This window comes from Pantoea sp. 1B4 (assembly GCF_016925765.1).
Classification (GTDB): domain Bacteria; phylum Pseudomonadota; class Gammaproteobacteria; order Enterobacterales; family Enterobacteriaceae; genus Pantoea; species Pantoea agglomerans.
Genome location: NZ_JAEUWZ010000001.1, coordinates 2,960,501 through 2,978,597, shown reverse-complemented (window position 1 = coordinate 2,978,597; position 18,097 = coordinate 2,960,501). Strand labels below are relative to the sequence as shown.

Sequence of the window (18,097 nt, the reverse complement as noted above, 5' to 3'; positions counted from 1 at the left end):
GCAGGGAGAAAATAGTGACTATTATTTGCGAAAAATGTCAGCAACCGCTGTCGCTCAGTGACGGTGAATTTATCTGTAATACCTGCGGTACGCATTACCCCGCACAACCCTGCTGTCCGGCGTGTCATCAGCCGCTTGAGGTGCTCAAAGCCTGCGGCGCGGTGGACTATTTTTGCCGGAACGGACATGGCCTTATCTCCCGCAAGCGCGTCCTTTTCCAGCCGCCAGGTCACTGACGCCGCTTTCAGCTACGCTTAAAACGTCTGAGAATTCAGAGCAACGACTGGCTCATTTTGTAGCAAAAATGCTATTGCGCCGTAACAAATGGGTTGTAGATGTTCACTCTATAATGTACCAGGTGGTACAATCCTGCCGCGTCGTGGGAGGGGCCAGCCACATCCGTGTTCTTCCGGCCCATCGATCTCACGGACGCGGGTCTGTTTATATTCGATTTGAAACCGAGCGGTGCCTGGCGCGGACTGCCTTATCGCGCCGGCGTCCGGAAGGCCATCTGTCCGGGCGCTCTGTTTATTCAGGAGAGTAAGTATTATGGCTGAAACATCCTCCCGCTCCGGAAAGGGGCTGGGAATAGTATCCGTGCTGCTCGGACTGGTGCTACTTGCCACCGGTCTGTTTTTTGCAATTGGCGGCGGCAAACTGGTTGCACTTGGTGGCAGCGGGTACTTTTTAATTGCGGGTATCGTCACTGTACTCTCCGCAATTCAGTTCTTCCGTCGTAAATCCTCGGCAGTGGTTCTGTTCCTGCTGGTCTTTGTCGGCACCCTGATCTGGTCGCTGTTCGACGCGGGCCTGGAGTTCTGGCCGCTGGTATCACGCCTGATGGTGCCTGCCGGACTGATGCTGCTTGCCTTCCTGATCTGGCCTTCACTGCGTAAGCATGAAGGTAAGCCCTCACTGGCAAAACCCTCTTATGCGTTCTCTGCGCTGCTGGCGGCAGGCATGGTTGTTACGCTGGTGCAGATGTTCCAGCCACATCCTACCGTTGCAGGCACGGGCGAAGAGCTGCCGCTGATCCCGGTAGATAAAGCGAAACAGCAGAAAGACTGGGATAACTACGGTAATACTCCGCAGGGCAGCCGCTTTGTGGCGCTGGATCAAATCACCCGCGACAACGTGAAAGATCTGCAGGTGGCCTGGACTTTCCGCACCGGTGATACCCCTGTCAGCCCGACCGGCAACGGCGCAGAAGATCAGCAGACACCGTTGCAGATTGGCAATACCCTTTATCTCTGCACACCGCACAACAACGTCATCGCCGTTGAAGCCAACAGCGGTAAGCAGATCTGGAAACGTGAAATCAATGCCAAAGCGGAAGTCTGGCCGCGCTGCCGTGGTCTGGCTTACTTTGACGCCACGAAACCGCTGCAGCAGCCAGATAAGCCGGGGTCTTCACCTGTGACTGCCGCAGTGTTGCCAGCCGGTGACAGCTGTCAGCGTCGTATTCTGATGAACACCATCGACGCGCGTCTGATTGCGATCAATGCTGACAACGGTGAGTTCTGTGAAAACTTTGGCGATCACGGCATCGTTGATCTCAAAGCGGGCATGGGCAAGGCACCGGATCCGCAATATCAGCTGACCTCAGCGCCAACCCTGGCTGGCACCACTGTGGTGGTCGGCGGTCGCGTAGCGGATAACGTGCAGACGGATATGCCGGGTGGCGTGTTGCGTGGCTTTGACGTTATCACCGGCCAGATGCGCTGGGCGTTTGACCCAGGCAATGTTGACCCGAATGCGATATTGATGCCGGGTAAAGATTATACCCGCAGTACGCCGAACTCATGGGCACCGATGTCTTACGACCCGGCAATGAACACCGTGTTCATTCCAATGGGCAGTTCGTCGGTTGACCTCTGGGGTGCGAACCGTACTGAACTGGATCACAAATATGGCGCATCGGTTCTGGCGCTGGATGCTACGACCGGTAAAGAGAAGTGGGTTTATCAGACCGTGCATAACGATCTGTGGGACTTTGACCTGCCGATGCAGCCAAGCCTGATCGACTTCCCGCAAAAAGATGGCACTACCACACCTGCGGTAGTGATTGGCGGCAAAACCGGCATGATCTTCGTGCTTGACCGTATGACCGGCAAGCCGCTGACCAAAGTCGAAGAACTGCCGATGCCGCAGGGTCATATCCCGAACGAGCAGTACACCAAAACGCAGCCACACTCGACCGGGATGCCGCAGATTGGCAATCAGACGCTGAAAGAGTCTGACATGTGGGGTGCCACGCCGTTTGATCAGCTGGCTTGCCGCATTGGCTTCAAATCCATGCGCTATGATGGCCTGTTCACCGTGCCGGACACCGACAAGTCTCTGAGCTTCCCGGGTTCGCTGGGCGGTATGAACTGGGGCAGCATGTCGGTCGATCCGAACAACCACCTGTTGTTCGTCAATGATATGCGTCTGGGTTTGTGGGTTCAGATGATCCCGGCTGATACCAGCAATATTGCGCGTGGCAGCAACGGCGGCGAAGCGATCAACACCGGTATGGGTGCCGTTCCGCTGAAAGGCACGCCATATGCTGTGAATAAAAATCGCTTTATGTCACCGCTGGGTATCCCATGTCAGAAACCGCCATTTGGTACGCTGTCGGCGATTGACATGAAAACGCAGAAAATCGTCTGGCAGGTGCCGGTCGGCACGGTGCAGGATACCGGACCATTCGGTATCAAGATGCGCGTGAAAATGCCGGTTGGCATGCCAACGCTGGGCGGTACGCTGGCCACGCAGGGCGGCCTGGTGTTCATCGCGGGTACGCAGGATTACTATCTGCGCGCCTTTGATTCTTCAACCGGTAAAGAGGTGTGGAAAGCACGTCTGCCGGTGGGCAGTCAGGGTGGACCGATGAGCTACGTCTCACCGAAAGATGGAAAGCAGTACATCCTGATCTCGGCAGGTGGCGCACGTCAGTCACCGGACCGTGGTGATTATGTGATTGCTTACGCGCTGCCAGACAGCAAGTAACAACACTTAATGAAAAGGGCCGACATTGTCGGCCCTTTTTTTACGGAAAAGTCTTGCCTGGTTCGCTGTAAGACCGAGCATGCTCAGGGAACACGGTCAGATCGGAAAGTCGCAAAATCGTCATCCATGACTGCTCGGCCCGCGCCGTCCATGGCGCGGGACGCTTTCCTCTTCTGAACGTGTTACCTTCGCTTTAAGCTCATTTGTCGCTAACAGATGTACATCGGATTATCAGCAGTCTGAGGGCCGACATTGTCGGCCTTTTTTTTGCTTATTTACCGTCGCGCCACAGCGCCTGCAACTCAGGTGGCGCCACCTGTTCCGGAATCAACAGCACTATCGTCCCAACCTCGCGGTGGGTTGCATACTGAATCTGGATGCGAAAATAGCGCTGGTCGCCACTGCCCACCTGCGCGGCTTTCTCCTCCGGTTCGCCCAGCGGCATCGCCTGCTGCAGCGCATGGCAGACGCGTTCTCTTTCTGGCGGCGGCAGATCGCCCAGCATAAAGCGTCGTTCGGCGCGTAGCCCCGGAATAAAGGCCATGCCGCCTTCACGCGCGACGATGATGGTGGCGTCATCAGTGAGTTCGGGCAGGTCACTCATAGCACGCCAACCTCCTTCCACGCCTGCTCAATGGCACTGCCGACCGATTCGTTGAACCGTTTTTTACCATGTTGAACGGTGAAGCGGGCAAAGGTCTTAAAGTCAGCATCCTGTGGCAGTTCGTCGTCACACACCGTGTCGTACCAGGCATATCCCGCCTGTTCCCACGCATAACCACCCAGTGCTGTTGCTGCCAGATAAAAAGCCCGGTTAGGGATGCCGGAGTTGATATGAACCCCGCCATTATCTTCACGTGTCTTCACGTAGTGATCCATGTGTGCCGGTTGCGGATCTTTGCCCAGCATCGGGTCATCATAGGCCGAGCCAGGTTCAGACATCGATCGCAGACCACGCCCATTGATGCCGCTTGCCAGCAGGCCTTCGCCGATAATCCAGTCCGCCTCATCGGCGCGCTGTTTTTTACTGAACTGTTTCACCAGCGAGCCAAACACATCTGACAGTGACTCGTTCAGTGCACCAGCCTGCTCGAAGTAGATCAAGCCGGCTTCATTTTCCGTCACGCCATGCGCCAGTTCGTGCGCCACAACGTCAATCGCAATGGTGAAGCGATTAAAGATTTCGCCGTCACCATCACCAAATACCATTTGCTGACCGTTCCAGAAGGCGTTCTGGTATTTGTCACCGTAGTGCACGGTACCGAGCAATTTCAGCCCCTGATTATCCAGCGAGTTACGCTGATAAGCCTGCCAGAAGAAGTCATAGGTTACGCCAAGATAGTTCCAGGCTTCCTCAGCCGCCACGTCGTCATTGCCGGGCTGGCCCTCCTGACGAATCAGCTTACCTGGCAAGGTCTGCTGACTTTGCGCATCATAAATTTCACGATCCACGTGGCCGCCTGCCGCGGATTTTGCCACCGGCTGCTTTTGCCAGTGTTCCGCCATCAGGTGCTGGACGTGTGTCAGGGTGCGACGCGCCTGCTCCTGCTGGTGGCCGGAACCGTGCGCGATGATTTTGCGAAGGATATAGGGAGGAATAACGCAATAAGCCATCTGAAACTCCTTGGCGACAGGGAATGTGCCAGAAAGTATAGACCCGTCAGGCTGGTTAGACCTCATTAGTAAGGCCAGCGTTAAGTGTAAAAGTGTGAGCTGACGGGCAGAGTCAGGAGGCGGTTTTGCGGCGGCGCTTTTCTGAGGCAACAACTTTGGCAAGCCATCTGAAACGCCCTGGCGACAGGGAATGTGCCAGAAAGTATAGACCCGTCAGGCTGGTTAGACCTCATTATTGAGGCCAGCGATAAGTGTAAAAGTGTGAGCTGACGAGCAGAGTCAGGAGACGGTTTTGCGGCGGCGCTTTTCTGAGGCAACAACGTTGGCAAGCCATCTGAAACGCCCTGGCGACAGGGAATGTGCCAGAAAGTATAGACCCGTCAGGCGGGTTAGACCTCATTAGTGAGGCCAGCGTTAAGTGTAAAAATGTGAGCTGACGTGCAGAGTCAGGAGACGGTTTTGCGGCGGCGCTTTTTCTCAGGCAGTAACTGCGTCACCTGGCTTTCAACCCAGCCATCATCAAGACGGGTACGGAGCAGGTCGCCGCTCTGGAGCTGTGCGGTTTTCTTCACCACCTGTCCGGCGGTGTCGGTGGTCACGCTAAAACCGCGCGCCAGCGTCGCCAGCGGGCTGACGCCTTCCAGCTGCGCCACCAACTGACCAAAGTGCTGTTTGCTGGTGCTCAGCTGTTTTGTCATGCTCTGCTGCAGGCGGTAGTGCCAGCTTTGCAGCTGTTTTTGCGCATCGAACAGCCGCTGCTGAGGCTGCTGGGCATTGAGTCGATGCGACAGGCGATCCTGCTGACGCGTGGCCTGACGCAGGCGGGTTTCCATCGCTTCTCCCAGTCGCTGCTGCAGGCGGAACAGGGCGGTCTGCTGACGGGCCAGACGCAGCTGCGGATGCTGCTGTTGCAGACGATGTTCAAGGCGGGAGTAAAGCCGCTGCTGACGTGCCAGGTAGTAATCCATCGCCATCTCCAGCCGCTGTTGCTGTGACTGCAACTGACGCAGTAACTCCAGCTGGTTACGGCTGACAATTTCAGCCGCGGCGGAAGGGGTGGGTGCACGTAAATCGGCAACGAAGTCGGCAATGGTGACATCGGTTTCATGACCCACCGCGCTGACGATGGGAATGCGGCTGGCAAAAATGGCGCGCGCCACGCGTTCATCGTTAAAGCCCCACAAATCTTCCAGCGAACCGCCGCCGCGTCCGACAATTAATACGTCGCACTCGTTGCGCAGGTTGGCGATTTCAATTGCGCGGACGATAGCCGCTGGCGCATCGACGCCCTGAACCACGGTCGGGTAGATGACCACGGGCAGGGAGGGATCACGGCGATGCAGCACGCGTAACACATCGTGCAGCGCCGCGCCGGTGGAAGAGGTGATTACCCCGACCTGACGCGCTGGTTCCGGCAGCGGTTGCTTATGCTGCGGATCAAACAGTCCTTCGGTGGCCAGTTTTGCTTTCAGCAGTTCAAACTGCTGCTGCAGCAAGCCTTCACCCGCCGGATGCATACTTTCTGCAATCAGCTGATAGTCACCGCGTGGCTCATAGAGAGTAATGTTGGCGCGAACCAGCACCTGCTGACCATGCTGCGGACGAAAGGTAACGCGTCGGTTACTGTTGCGGAACATAGCACAGCGAACCTGAGCGCCATCATCTTTCAGCGTGAAGTACCAGTGACCGGATGCCGGTTGCGTGAAGTTGGAGATCTCGGCGCTGATCCAGACCAAGCCCATCTCTTTCTCCAGCAGCTGACGCACTGTCGTATTGAGACGGCTGACGGTAAAAATATTGGCGATGGGTGGCAGCGACATGTGACGAAGATCAAATTCCAAATCAGCAGGTTAATTCATCGATACTACAGGGCTGCCAGTGCGGATCAAGAGTTTTTCGTAAATAATGCTGGAGGCAATCGATTACGGCCTGTATAATGCCGCGGCAATATTTTATCTATTCTCAATCACCCGAGGTGGAGTATTGCCATGTTAAGAATCGCTAAAGAAGCACTCACTTTTGACGACGTTCTGCTCGTCCCTGCACACTCCACCGTCCTGCCGAATACGGCCGATCTCAGCACTCAGCTGACCAAAAATATCCGTTTAAATATTCCTATGCTCTCCGCTGCCATGGACACCGTGACCGAGTCGGGTCTGGCGATTGCGCTGGCACAGGAAGGCGGCCTTGGCTTCATCCATAAAAATATGTCAATCGAACGCCAGGCGGACGAAGTGCGCAAGGTGAAGAAACATGAAAGCGGCGTGGTGACTGAACCACAGACCGTTCTGCCAACCACCCCACTGGCTGACGTTAAAGCGCTGACCGAGCGCAACGGCTTTGCGGGCTATCCGGTGGTTAACCGCGACAACGAACTGGTGGGTATCATCACCGGTCGTGACGTGCGCTTTGTCACTGATCTTTCACAGCCTGTCTCTGCAGTCATGACCCCGAAAGATCGTCTGGTGACGGTGAAAGAGGGCGAAGCGCGCGATGTGGTGCTGCACAGGATGCATGAAAAGCGCGTTGAGAAAGCGCTGGTGGTGGATGACAGCTTCCATCTGCTGGGCATGATCACCGTTAAAGATTTCCAGAAAGCTGAACGTAAACCTAACGCCTGTAAAGATGAGCAGGGCCGTCTGCGTGTCGGTGCGGCAGTTGGCGCAGGTGCAGGTAACGAAGAGCGTATCGATGCGCTGGTTGCAGCGGGCGTTGACGTGCTGCTGATTGACTCTTCACACGGCCATTCTGAAGGCGTGCTGTCACGTATCCGTGAAACCCGTGCCAAATACCCGGACCTTGAAATCGTTGGCGGCAATGTAGCCACTGGTGCTGGCGCACTGGCGCTGGTTGCGGCAGGTGTCAGCGCCGTTAAAGTGGGTATCGGCCCGGGCTCTATCTGTACTACCCGTATCGTGACCGGCGTGGGCGTTCCGCAGATCACTGCCGTCTCTGACGCAGTTACCGCGCTGGAAGGCACCGGTATTCCGGTGATTGCCGATGGCGGTATCCGTTTCTCCGGTGACATCGCGAAAGCGATCGCCGCCGGTGCGTCCTGTGTCATGGTCGGTTCGATGCTGGCGGGGACCGAAGAGTCACCGGGCGAGATCGAACTCTATCAGGGCCGTTCGTTCAAATCCTATCGCGGTATGGGTTCACTGGGCGCGATGTCTAAAGGCTCTTCTGACCGCTACTTCCAGACCGATAACGCCGCTGACAAACTGGTGCCGGAAGGTATCGAAGGTCGCGTGGCCTATAAAGGCCGTCTGAAAGAGATCGTGCATCAGCAGATGGGCGGCCTGCGCTCGTGCATGGGCCTGACCGGTTGCCCGACCATTGATGACCTTCGCACTAAGGCGGAGTTCGTCCGCATCAGCGGCGCCGGCATCAATGAGAGCCACGTGCATGATGTGACCATCACCAAAGAGTCACCGAACTACCGCATGGGTTCATAATCCCGATTTCCCGCCCGGCTTCAGCCGGGCGCTTTTATTGATCAAGTCACCGTTCTGGAAAACCCTCAATGACGACGGAAAATATCCATAAGCATCGCATTCTGATTCTCGATTTCGGCTCACAATATACTCAGCTGGTTGCACGTCGCGTGCGCGAGCTGGGCGTTTACTGTGAACTCTGGGCATGGGATGTCACCGAAGAGCAGATTCGCCAGTTCAACCCAAGCGGCATCATCCTTTCCGGTGGTCCGGAAAGCACCACCGAACTGAACAGCCCGCGTGCGCCTGAATATGTCTTCAGCGCTGGCGTGCCGGTGCTGGGTGTCTGCTACGGTATGCAGACGATGGCGATGCAGCTGGGCGGCACCGTTGCTGGCTCAACCGAGCGTGAGTTTGGTTATGCGCAGGTTGAAGTGACGACGCCAAGCGCCCTGGTTCGCGATATTGAAGATGCGATCAGCGCCGCTGGCAAACCGCTGCTGGATGTCTGGATGAGCCACGGCGACAAAGTCACGGCGATCCCGGCTGACTTCGTGACCGTTGCCAGCACAGAAACCTGTCCGTTCGCCATTATGGCTAACGAAGAGAAGCGCTTCTACGGCGTGCAGTTCCACCCGGAAGTGACCCATACCCGCCAGGGCCTGCGGATGCTTGAGCGCTTCGTTATCGACATCTGTGAATGTGAAGCCCTGTGGACGCCAGCCAAAATCATTGAAGATGCGGTTGAACGCCTGCGTGTGCAGGTCGGCAACGACAAAGTGATCCTTGGCCTGTCAGGTGGTGTTGACTCCTCCGTGACGGCAATGCTGCTGCATCGCGCCATTGGCGACCGTCTGACCTGTGTGTTCGTAGATAACGGCCTGCTGCGCCTGAACGAAGCACAACAGGTTATGGATATGTTTGGCGACCACTTCGGCCTCAACATTATTCACGTTGAAGGCGAAGCGCGCTTCCTCGACGCGCTGGCAGGTGAGAATGAGCCGGAAGCGAAACGTAAAATTATCGGTCGCGTCTTTGTGGAAGTCTTCGACGAAGAAGCGCTGAAGCTGCAGGACGTTAAGTGGCTGGCACAGGGCACCATCTATCCGGATGTTATTGAGTCTGCGGCCTCTGCAACCGGTAAGGCGCACGTCATCAAATCGCATCACAACGTCGGCGGCCTGCCGAAAGAGATGAAGATGGGCCTGGTTGAGCCGCTGCGTGAGCTGTTCAAAGATGAAGTGCGTAAGATTGGTCTGGAGCTGGGCCTGCCTTACGACATGCTCTATCGCCATCCGTTCCCGGGCCCAGGTCTGGGCGTGCGCGTGCTGGGCGAAGTGAAGAAAGAGTATTGCGACCTGCTGCGCCGTGCCGATGCCATCTTCATTGAAGAGCTGCATAAAGCGGATCTCTATAACAAAGTCAGCCAGGCCTTCACCGTCTTCCTGCCGGTACGTTCAGTCGGCGTGATGGGCGATGGCCGTAAATATGACTGGGTTGTCTCGCTGCGTGCGGTGGAAACCATCGACTTTATGACCGCACACTGGGCGCACCTGCCGTATGATTTCCTGGGCCGTGTCTCTAACCGCATCATCAATGAAGTCGACGGCATCTCCCGCGTGGTGTATGACATCAGCGGTAAGCCACCAGCGACGATTGAGTGGGAATAACCTGGCCTCAGCCAGTTAATCCCTGATAAGTCTGCAGCCCGCTCCTCAGCGGGCTTTTTTTTATTGCTCTGACCGTGCGCAGACTCGCCGTTTTAACTTTTCAGCGCATCCCGCCTCGCCGCTGGCGTTTTATTATTCACTTTGCCGGAAATTACGCTATCCTCCATGCAGTAAAAGCCCGCAACTGACGTCATTTGTGTCCCGCTTTTACCCGCCGCTTCATCGATCGTCCGTATCCCAAAGCCGCCGCTTACTGAAACCGCCTGCTGAACAGGCGATTCGCGATTCTTACGTCACCAGGAATGTTGTCATGCTCTCACTTAAAGTGTTCAGCCTGTTTTTTGTTGCCGTACTGCTGCTATCGCTGGGAGCCAGCATTGCGCAGGCGACGCGTCACAGCGAAACCGCAGAGCCGGGCGGCTGGGCGACCGCCCGACGTGATTCGTCCGGGATAGCACCCGACCCGCGCGCTTTATATAGCCTGGCTATTGTACAGGTCTATGCTGCGCCGACCTATGGCTGGAAAGGGGCGGTGGCGGTGCATCCGTGGATCATCTTCAAGCGCGCAGGTGAAACTCGATTCACTCGCTACGAAGTGATTAGCTGGGGCAGCGGCGATAAAGTCCGGCGCAACACCAACCTGCCTGATGGCTACTGGTATGGCGCAAAACCGCGGCTGCTGGTGGAACATCGCGGACCGGAAGCAGAAGCGATGATCCCGCAGATTGAAGCCGCCATTAAATCCTATCCGTGGCCGACAACCTACCGCGCCTGGCCAGGACCGAACAGCAACACCTTCCTGGCGCATATTGGCCGCGAAGTACCCGCTTTAAGGCTTGATCTGCCCGCTAACGCGCTGGGTAAAGATTACCGGCCACTGTGGCGTCCGGTCGGGCTGCCGCCATCCGGGCGCGGCCTGCAGGTGTCGATTCTGGGCGTGGCGGGAGTGACGCTGGGTGCAGAAGAGGGACTTGAAGTAAATCTGCTGGGTCTGAACATGGGAGTCGATTTCACACCGTTCCGGCTGCGTCTGCCGTTTATTGGCGGTCTGGGAAATGACAACCTTCAGCAGGATAAGCCCTGACAGTCTGGCCCCGTCAGGGGCCGTTTCACCTCAGCACACGCCAAAGTCACCCTCTTCGTGATAGTGATTGACGCTCTCTGCTTTCACTTCGATCTCTTTTTTCGCCGCATCATCAACGCGTGCACACCATAAGGTGTCGCCTTCTACGCGCAGCACCTGCATTTTCGGGCCGCCGGTTTTCGACTGAACAAAATCCTCTGCTTTAAACATATTGCCTCCGTTGATTATCGCTTCTGCTGCCAGATGACTTCTGGCGCTGATCGTTTTTTGTGTGACGTTTTCCAGTTTATACCCTGACTGTTTTACTGCGAGAAAAAGTCTGCGCATGCTGAGCCGCACTAAGATAATTTCATCAGGTTGTCAGTTGACAACTTATCAATTCGGCGTCAGGATAGGGAAAAACATGGCAAGGAAGCGGCATCCCAACAAAGAGATCGAAACGGCGTTACGTTACGCCGAATCCCATGGCTGGCTGGTCGTCACGGGAGGCCATCACGCCTGGGGCAAAATGTACTGTCCGAAAAATCTGTTGATGTGCCGATGTGGGGAGTTTTGTCTGACCTGTATCTGGAGCACACCAAAAAACGCACATCAGCATGCCCGCGCGCTGCGACGCGTGGTCGACAACTGTCACTATCTGAAGTCCTGATGCAGCACAAGGAGAAGCATATGGAATATTGTTTCACATTACGGTTCAGCCTGCCGGAAGGGCATGTGCCGGTGGATGAACTGCTGGAAACGCTGGCAGCGGCAGGCTGTGATGATGCGCTAATCGGCCTGGGCATGCCGGGCAGAATTGCACTGGAGTTCACCCGGGAGTCCGACTCTGCAACGGATGTATTGAAGCAGGCTGAAGAGGATGTGCTGCGTGCGATACCGGGGGGCCACGCTGGTGGAAGCCGCACCCGATTTTGTGGGATTGACGGATGTTGCGGAGATTATCGGCATGACGCGTCAGAATATGCGTAAGCTGATGCTCAGCCACCGCCCGCCGTTTCCGCTGCCGGTGCATGACGGTAAAACCGCCATCTGGCACTTAGCGGATGTGCTGGAGTGGCTGAGTCAGCGAGGTAACTATACGCTGCCTGCGGCGACCCGAGAGCTGGCACAGGTAACGCGGCAGCGCAATCTTAACGGGTCGCTGCAACGTTACGGTCTGCAAGCCTGACGATCAGTGCGGCAGCAGGAAGATCGTCGCCAGCCCCAGGAAAATAAAGAAGCCGCCGGTGTCAGTAAGGGCGGTGATTAATACGCTGGAGCCGACGGCGGGATCGCGATTCATTTTAGTCATGACCAGCGGCACCAGCACGCCCATCAGCGCGGCCAGCAGCAGATTAAGCGCCATGGCCAGCATCATAACGCCGCCCAGCGCCATATTGTCATACATCATCCAGGTGATGCCGCCCATGATGCCGCCCCAGAACAGGCCGTTGATCAGCGCCACGCCAAGCTCGCGGACGATCAAAAACGAAAAGTTGCCCGGTTCAACCTGATGTAAGGCCAGCGCCCGCACAATCATGGTGATGGTCTGATTACCGGTATTGCCGCCGATACCCGCGACGATCGGCATCAGCGTGGCCAGCGCCACGATTTGCGAAATCGTCCCTTCAAACAGTCCGATAACCCGGGAGGCGACAAAGGCGGTGCAGAGGTTAATCGCCAGCCAGGCCCAGCGTTTACGTACCGATTTACGCACCGGTGCGAACACATCCTCTTCCTGACTGATCCCCCCCCCATTTTACGAATGTTGCTTTCGTTTTCGGCATTCACCAGGTCGATGATGTCTTCAATGGTCACGCGGCCAATCAGCTTGCCCCTGGCGTCGGTGACGGCGGCTGAAATGAGGTTATAACGTTCAAAGGCACTGGCAGCGTCTTCAGCCTTATCGTTAAGCTGGAAGGTGGTAGGGCGGGCGTTCATCGCGTCGCTCACCAGGGTTTTGGGTTTGTTAAGCAGGATGTCCGTCAGCAGCAGTTCGCCCAGCAGCTGATTATCTTTATTGGTGATAAAGAGTTTATCGGTACCGCCCGGCATGCTTTTGCGCTTGCGCAGAAAGCGTTGCACCGTTGCAAGCGTGACATCTTCACGCACCGTCAGGATATTGAAATCCATCACCCGGCCTACGCGGTCACGGTCAAGCTGCACCATATCGAGCATGCGGGCTCGCAGGGCTGGCTCCACCGTTGCCAGCAGGCGTCCGGTCAGGTCACGTGGCAGATAACGCGCCAGCCAGACCTGATCGTCGATATCCAGCGGCTGGATAGCGCGCAGGATATCGCGGTCGCTCATCTCTTCGGTGAGGCTGGCCCAGACCGTTTCAGACGCTTCAACCAGCACATGGCCGCGCCGCTCGTTCGGCACCAGCCGCCACAGCGCCTGACGTTCTTCTTCGGGCAGGGCTTCGAGAATATCCGCGAGGTCAGCGGCATGCAGTTGCAGAATGTCCTGTTCCAGCGCGTCACGCTGGGCCGCATTATCACGTTGCTGTTCAGGATTGAGATCGCCCGATTTCTCCAGCAGGGCATCAACCAGATCGTGCTCGCTGAGCAGCAGCGTCAGAATGCGATGACGTATTTCACTTAAACGTTGAGAGTGAGAGGCAGACACATTGGATCCCTTAAGTCTGAAAGCACCAGCACGAAGTGTAGCGTTTCGCCTGAAAAAGGGATGCAAAAAAGAGTCCAGTTATCTGGATAACGTTTAAGTTTCAGGTGCGTTTCAGGCGAAATGTCGTTATTGGTTATTCGCTATCGCGTATCGCCTGATGTTATGGCAACCGGTTCAGGAATAGCTTTCTGTTGCTGATGATGCTCGAAGGCAGCAGGCAGGATAAAAATCAGGCGACTAAAAAAGAATGATAAAACTAATCAGCAGCACAATGCGGGTCATGGTGCCGGTTTTTTTGACGTCTTCGGGGAGAAATAGCGCTGTTCACGCGGGGTGGTTCCTGTAATGACCCCATCTGGGGCGACTGCAATATTTAGTCACAGTCGCCTGATGAAATCAATCGCTGTTGAAAAAAACAGCAGATAAAAATCAGTAACTCGCTTTTTGCGCCAGCAGCGTCGCAAAACGACAGGTGATGCGGTTGCCATTTTCATCTGTGCGATGCAACTGACCGGGGTGCTCGTTGTACTTCACGATGTGCCAGTTGCGGTAGTAGTGGCTGAGCTCGCCTGATTTAAACGCAAAGGAGAAATCAGCCGGGCAGGGCATATCGTCCGTGTTCATCGCCGCCACGATCAGGTTAAAACCGTCTCTGACCGTACAGGCCTGCATGTCGGCAATCAGCTGCGGAATAGTCTGCGGCTGCAGGAACATCATCACCACAGTCGATAGCACAAAGTTGAAGCCGCCATTAAAGCGCGTGTTGTTCAGGTCGCGCTGCTCGGTATGAATGCCGCTGAGATTTTCCTGCGCAATAATCTCCTGCAGGCGCGCCAGGCTTTGCGGATTATGATCCCACGCCGTGACGTCAAAACCGTGCTGATTCAGAAACAGCGTATTGCGTCCCACGCCACAGCCAAGGTCAAGCGCCTTGCCGACGTTGAGCTGGGGCAGCGCCGCAACCACTTCGGAGTGGGGCGGCGTTAAACCATAGGTTTCGGCAAAATAGTTTTCGCCTGAAAGTGGTGCGGTTGGTTGTGTCATATTCATCATTTCAGTTAAACGGGCGCCAGGCGCCCGTGTTGTCAGACTTTTTCTTCGAGGATCAGTTTCCATCCCGTGACGTCATTCCAGTAAACCTGCTCCCGTTCAAGATCGAGCTGAACCAGGTTGTTCTGCGTGAAGTAGCCCGCCGGGAAGGTCAGCGTCCAGTGGCCATCATCGCATTTCAGGGTTAACGCCTCCGGACGCGTGGTGGCCTGTCGCTGATTATTCAACAGGGTACCCAGGCGAAGCAGGAAGATCAGCGGTACAAACTGCTTTTTCTTGAACAGCGTCACGCGCGGCAGCTCATCAAGCTTTATCGCTTTACGATGGAATCTGACCAGCGCCGCCAGCAGCATCTGCTGATCCTGATTGAAGCCCGGCAGGTTGGTGTTTTGCAGAATATAGGCTGAATGGCGTTGCAGGCCGCTGTGATTGATGGTCAGGCCTACTTCGTGCAGCATTGCCGCCCATTTCAGCAGTGCGGCCAGTTGTGGATTCGCCAGTTTCTGATTCTGCTCGCGCCACTGCAGATAAAGCTGCTCGGTGGTGTCGAGCACGCGTCGTGCCTGATCGCTGTCGATAGCGTAATGGTTCGCCAGACTCTGTGCAGTACGGCTACGAATATCCTGATGGCGGAAACGGCCCTCCATCTCATAGAGCACACCTTCACGCAGCGCACCGTCGGAGAGGCGCAATTCGCGAATGGCCAGCGCATCAAATACGCCGCACAGAATCGCCAGCCCGGGTACAAACACGCCTTTACGCTCTTCCGACAGACCCGGCAGGCTGAGTGCAGCAAAGGATTTGTGTTTCATCACCTCGTCATAAAGCTTTTCGAGGCGCTCAGGCGTAATCAGCTTCTCTTTTTCATCCATCGCCAGCAGCACTTCGCAGGCGGCTTTGATGGTGCCGGACGCGCCCAGCGCATATTGCCAGCCATGCAGACGATATTGCCACGCCAGCGTTTCCAGCTTCTGCGCGGCCGCTAAACGGGCGCGACGGAAGTTTTCACGGCTGATTTCACCTTTCGGGAAATAGAGCTGGGCAAAACTGACGCAACCCATGCGTCGGCTCTCAACCAGTTGCGGTTCAAAATCCTCGCCAATAACCAGCTCGGTTGATCCGCCGCCGATATCGATCACCAGCTTGCGACCTTTCTCCGGCTGGGTATGTTCAACGCCCATAAAGATCAGGCGAGCCTCTTCATGGCCCGAAATCACCTCGATCGGATAGGGGATCACCTCGGCCGCACGTTGCAGGAAGGTTTCGGCGTTGACCGCCTCGCGCAGCGTGTGGGTACCGACAATCGTCACGTTGCTCGGACTGAACCCCTGCAGGCGCTCGGCGAACAGGGCCAGGCAGGCTAACCCTCGCTCCATCGCTTCCTCGCTGAGGTTGTGTCGGGCATCCAGTCCGTCAGCCAGATGGACGCGCTGCTTAAGGCGGCCCAGTACCTGCATCGCACCATCGACAACCCGCGCAATCACCATATGGAAACTGTTCGAGCCCAGGTCAATCGCCGCAAACTCCTGGGGTTTTGGCGTACTTTTATGAGAAATTGGCATAGGATTTATTCAGGTTGTTCCAGTTTCTTGATGTAATCATAAATGGCCAGCTGCGATCGCACTTTACGACGATTGCCGCGCTGGACGTAATGGTTACTCAACTCTTTATCGACGATGCGGGCTTTCACCGTATCACTCAACTGAATAGCAATAATGTTGAGTATGCGCTGCCGGATGTGGGGATCGAGTATCGCCACTGCCACTTCGATACGGTAATCAATGTTACGTGTCATCCAGTCAGCGGAGGAGAGGAACACCTTCTTTTCGCCGCCATTCTCAAAAATATAGACGCGATCGTGTTCCAGATAACGGTCAACAATACTGATGACACGAATATTTTCACTGATCCCGGGCAAGTCAGGGATTAATGAGCACATTCCGCGCACCAGAAGATTGACCTTCACCCCTACGCTGGAGGCTGTATAAAGCCGATCAACCAGACCTTTGTCCACCAGATTGTTGATTTTCAGAGTAATGCCGCAGGGCTTATTCTGCTGCGCATTAGCAATTTCGGTGTCGATTAGCTCATACAGCATCCGGCGCGAGTTCTGCGGCGAGACCATCAGATGATCGAACGTCACGGGCCGGTAGGGATTCTCAATAAAGTTGAACACCCGACGTACTTCATTGGTGATACGCGCATCCGCGGTCAGCAACGAGTAGTCCGTATAGAGACGCGCGGTTTTCTCGTTAAAGTTGCCGGTACCGATATGCGCGTAGCGCACAATCTCTTCGCCTTCGCGGCGTGAGATCAGGAACAGCTTGGCGTGGATCTTCAGGCCTGGTGCGGAGAAAATGACATGCACGCCCGCTTCAGTCAGGCGTTTCGCCCAGTAAATATTGGCTTCTTCATCAAAGCGCGCCTGCAACTCCACCACCACCGTGACTTTTTTACCGTTGTAGGCGGCATGGATCATCGCATCCATGATGCGGGAATGCTTAGCAACGCGATAGATGTTGATTTTTATCGCCAGCACGCTGGGGTCGAACGACGCCTGGCGCAGCAGCTCCAGCACATGCTCAAAGGTGTGGTACGGGTAGTAGAGCAGCACGTCGCGATTGCGAATTGCATCAAAGCCGTTGCGGAAACCATCAAAGCCGATGTGGCGAATCTGCGGCAGCGGGCGGTTCACCAGGTTGTTTTTGCCGACGTTAGGGAAGCCGATAAAGTCTTTGAAGTTGTGGTAGCGGCCGCCTGGCAGGATGGAGTCCAGGTTTGAGATGGAAAGCTTGTGGCACAGCAGCGACACCATCGTGTCGGGCATATCGCGCTGGTAGACGAAACGCACCGGTTCCGCCGTCAGTCGCTGCTTCAGGCTGGAGGACATCAGCTCCAGCAGGCTCGACTCCATCTCCGTGACCAGGTCGTACTCGGCGTCACGCGTCATTTTCATTGAATAGGCGTTGAGCGCGTCGTAGTCGTAGAAGCCTTTAAAAATGTCATCCAGGCAGTAGCGCAGAATGTTATCCAGCAGGATCATCGGTTTACGGCGGCGCGGTGGCTCAGCCGGTAAATTGATGAAACGCGGGACTTTGTCGGACGGAATTTCCAGCAGCGCATACTGAATATTGTCACCGCGAATGATCTCTACCGCCAGGTAGGTGTAGTCATCTTTAAGGAATTCGGTCAGATCCGTTTCATGGGTGATCAGAATCGGCGAGATATGCTGACGCAGCTCGTGCTTGAAGTAGTGGCGCAGCCACGCCTGCTGATTGGATGAAAGCTGACGTTCATTGATCAGGAAGATCTGGTTACGTGCCATCTCCAGCAGCAGATCGTTATATAACGCATCAAACTCCTGATCGGACTTCATTACCCGCTGCTGAATTTTCTTAAACAGATGGCGTGGTGTACTGGCGGAACCCTGCTCTTCACCAATCAGAATGCGGCGTTTGAGGTCGGCGAAACGCACTTTATAGAATTCGTCGAGATTGTTGGAGTAGATACCCAGAAAGCGCATCCGCTCAATCAGTGGATTGCTTTTGTCTGCTGCTTCCTGCAAAACCCGTTCATTAAAGGATAACCAGCTTAATTCTTTTTCAATATAAAGCTTTACCTGACCCATTCTCACTCCATTTAGCGGT

At 55.6% G+C, this 18,097-nt stretch carries 13 protein-coding genes and 3 pseudogenes; 7 read left to right on the top strand and 9 right to left on the bottom strand.

The genetic code is table 11. The features are described from left to right. Positions 1-14 precede the first annotated feature (14 nt). Entirely contained in the window at positions 15-236 is a 222-nt protein-coding gene (locus JNO11_RS14330; protein WP_010257531.1) for a zinc ribbon domain-containing protein, read from the top strand. 313 nt (positions 237-549) lie between these two features. Next, positions 550-2,991 (top strand): glucose/quinate/shikimate family membrane-bound PQQ-dependent dehydrogenase, encoded by a 2,442-nt coding sequence (locus JNO11_RS14325; RefSeq protein ID WP_263056469.1) that lies wholly within the window; start codon positions 550-552, stop codon positions 2,989-2,991. A gap of 271 nt (positions 2,992-3,262) precedes the next feature. Here the strand turns inward: JNO11_RS14325 and JNO11_RS14320 are convergent, their stop codons facing one another. From JNO11_RS14320 to xseA, 3 genes are all read right to left on the bottom strand, one after another. Continuing rightward, positions 3,263-3,595, bottom strand: a complete 333-nt coding sequence (locus JNO11_RS14320) for a protealysin inhibitor emfourin (RefSeq protein WP_010671321.1) — start codon at positions 3,593-3,595, stop codon at positions 3,263-3,265. Then, positions 3,592-4,605, bottom strand: coding sequence for a M4 family metallopeptidase (locus tag JNO11_RS14315; RefSeq protein ID WP_022624128.1), 1,014 nt, complete (start codon positions 4,603-4,605; stop codon positions 3,592-3,594). The genes JNO11_RS14320 and JNO11_RS14315 overlap by 4 nt, the downstream gene beginning before the upstream one ends. A gap of 446 nt (positions 4,606-5,051) precedes the next feature. After that, positions 5,052-6,425 (bottom strand): exodeoxyribonuclease VII large subunit, encoded by a 1,374-nt coding sequence (gene xseA / locus JNO11_RS14310; protein ID WP_187511703.1) that lies wholly within the window; start codon positions 6,423-6,425, stop codon positions 5,052-5,054. Between the two features lie 168 nt (positions 6,426-6,593). Between xseA and guaB the strand changes: the two genes are divergently transcribed. From guaB to JNO11_RS14295, 3 genes are all read left to right on the top strand, one after another. Beyond that, on the top strand, positions 6,594-8,060 hold the full coding sequence (gene guaB, locus JNO11_RS14305; RefSeq protein WP_010671324.1) for an IMP dehydrogenase: 1,467 nt from the start codon (positions 6,594-6,596) through the stop codon (positions 8,058-8,060). Between the two features lie 68 nt (positions 8,061-8,128). Further along, on the top strand, positions 8,129-9,709 hold the full coding sequence (gene guaA, locus JNO11_RS14300; RefSeq protein WP_010671325.1) for a glutamine-hydrolyzing GMP synthase: 1,581 nt from the start codon (positions 8,129-8,131) through the stop codon (positions 9,707-9,709). A gap of 310 nt (positions 9,710-10,019) precedes the next feature. Then, positions 10,020-10,793, top strand: coding sequence for a DUF3750 domain-containing protein (locus tag JNO11_RS14295; RefSeq protein WP_163798867.1), 774 nt, complete (start codon positions 10,020-10,022; stop codon positions 10,791-10,793). A 30-nt stretch (positions 10,794-10,823) separates the two neighbouring features. On the opposite strand, the gene JNO11_RS14290 is transcribed toward JNO11_RS14295, so the two are convergent. Beyond that, complete coding sequence (locus JNO11_RS14290; protein WP_163798865.1) at positions 10,824-11,003, bottom strand: DUF2158 domain-containing protein; 180 nt, start codon at positions 11,001-11,003, stop codon at positions 10,824-10,826. Positions 11,004-11,196: 193 nt separating this feature from the next. Here JNO11_RS14290 and JNO11_RS14285 point away from each other — a divergent pair, with 193 nt between their 5' ends. Together JNO11_RS14285 and JNO11_RS14280 are read left to right on the top strand one after the other, a co-directional pair. Next, complete coding sequence (locus JNO11_RS14285; protein WP_010671328.1) at positions 11,197-11,442, top strand: hypothetical protein; 246 nt, start codon at positions 11,197-11,199, stop codon at positions 11,440-11,442. Positions 11,443-11,462: 20 nt separating this feature from the next. Then, a pseudogene (locus JNO11_RS14280) lies at positions 11,463-11,961 on the top strand (DNA-binding protein). Between the two features lie 3 nt (positions 11,962-11,964). On the opposite strand, the pseudogene mgtE reads toward JNO11_RS14280, so the two are convergent. From mgtE to ppk1, 5 genes and pseudogenes are all read right to left on the bottom strand, one after another. Then, positions 11,965-13,400, bottom strand: a pseudogene (gene mgtE / locus JNO11_RS14275) (magnesium transporter). A gap of 140 nt (positions 13,401-13,540) precedes the next feature. Next, positions 13,541-13,728, bottom strand: a pseudogene (locus tag JNO11_RS14270) (YfgG family protein). A 101-nt stretch (positions 13,729-13,829) separates the two neighbouring features. Beyond that, positions 13,830-14,444 carry a tellurite resistance methyltransferase TehB gene (tehB, locus tag JNO11_RS14265; protein ID WP_010671332.1) on the bottom strand — a complete coding sequence of 205 codons (615 nt, stop codon included), beginning with the start codon at positions 14,442-14,444 and terminating at the stop codon, positions 13,830-13,832. A 41-nt stretch (positions 14,445-14,485) separates the two neighbouring features. Further along, a complete protein-coding gene (gene ppx / locus JNO11_RS14260; protein ID WP_325177442.1) occupies positions 14,486-16,012 on the bottom strand; it encodes an exopolyphosphatase in 1,527 nt (508 codons plus the stop codon). 5 nt (positions 16,013-16,017) lie between these two features. Next, positions 16,018-18,078, bottom strand: coding sequence for a polyphosphate kinase 1 (gene ppk1, locus JNO11_RS14255; RefSeq protein ID WP_325177441.1), 2,061 nt, complete (start codon positions 18,076-18,078; stop codon positions 16,018-16,020). Between the last annotated feature and the right edge of the window lie 19 nt (positions 18,079-18,097).

What these genes read in the sequence shown, in the direction of transcription:
- tehB (WP_010671332.1), bottom strand. Translation starts at nt 14,444, where the DNA reads ATGACACAACCAACCGCACCACTTTCAGGCGAAAACTATTTTGCCGAA.
- xseA (WP_187511703.1), bottom strand. Translation starts at nt 6,425, where the DNA reads ATGTCGCTGCCACCCATCGCCAATATTTTTACCGTCAGCCGTCTCAAT.
- ppk1 (WP_325177441.1), bottom strand. Translation starts at nt 18,078, where the DNA reads ATGGGTCAGGTAAAGCTTTATATTGAAAAAGAATTAAGCTGGTTATCC.
- ppx (WP_325177442.1), bottom strand. Translation starts at nt 16,012, where the DNA reads ATGCCAATTTCTCATAAAAGTACGCCAAAACCCCAGGAGTTTGCGGCG.
- guaB (WP_010671324.1), top strand. Translation starts at nt 6,594, where the DNA reads ATGTTAAGAATCGCTAAAGAAGCACTCACTTTTGACGACGTTCTGCTC.
- JNO11_RS14285 (WP_010671328.1), top strand. Translation starts at nt 11,197, where the DNA reads ATGGCAAGGAAGCGGCATCCCAACAAAGAGATCGAAACGGCGTTACGT.
- JNO11_RS14315 (WP_022624128.1), bottom strand. Translation starts at nt 4,605, where the DNA reads ATGGCTTATTGCGTTATTCCTCCCTATATCCTTCGCAAAATCATCGCG.
- JNO11_RS14320 (WP_010671321.1), bottom strand. Translation starts at nt 3,595, where the DNA reads ATGAGTGACCTGCCCGAACTCACTGATGACGCCACCATCATCGTCGCG.
- JNO11_RS14290 (WP_163798865.1), bottom strand. Translation starts at nt 11,003, where the DNA reads ATGTTTAAAGCAGAGGATTTTGTTCAGTCGAAAACCGGCGGCCCGAAA.
- JNO11_RS14325 (WP_263056469.1), top strand. Translation starts at nt 550, where the DNA reads ATGGCTGAAACATCCTCCCGCTCCGGAAAGGGGCTGGGAATAGTATCC.
- guaA (WP_010671325.1), top strand. Translation starts at nt 8,129, where the DNA reads ATGACGACGGAAAATATCCATAAGCATCGCATTCTGATTCTCGATTTC.
- JNO11_RS14295 (WP_163798867.1), top strand. Translation starts at nt 10,020, where the DNA reads ATGCTCTCACTTAAAGTGTTCAGCCTGTTTTTTGTTGCCGTACTGCTG.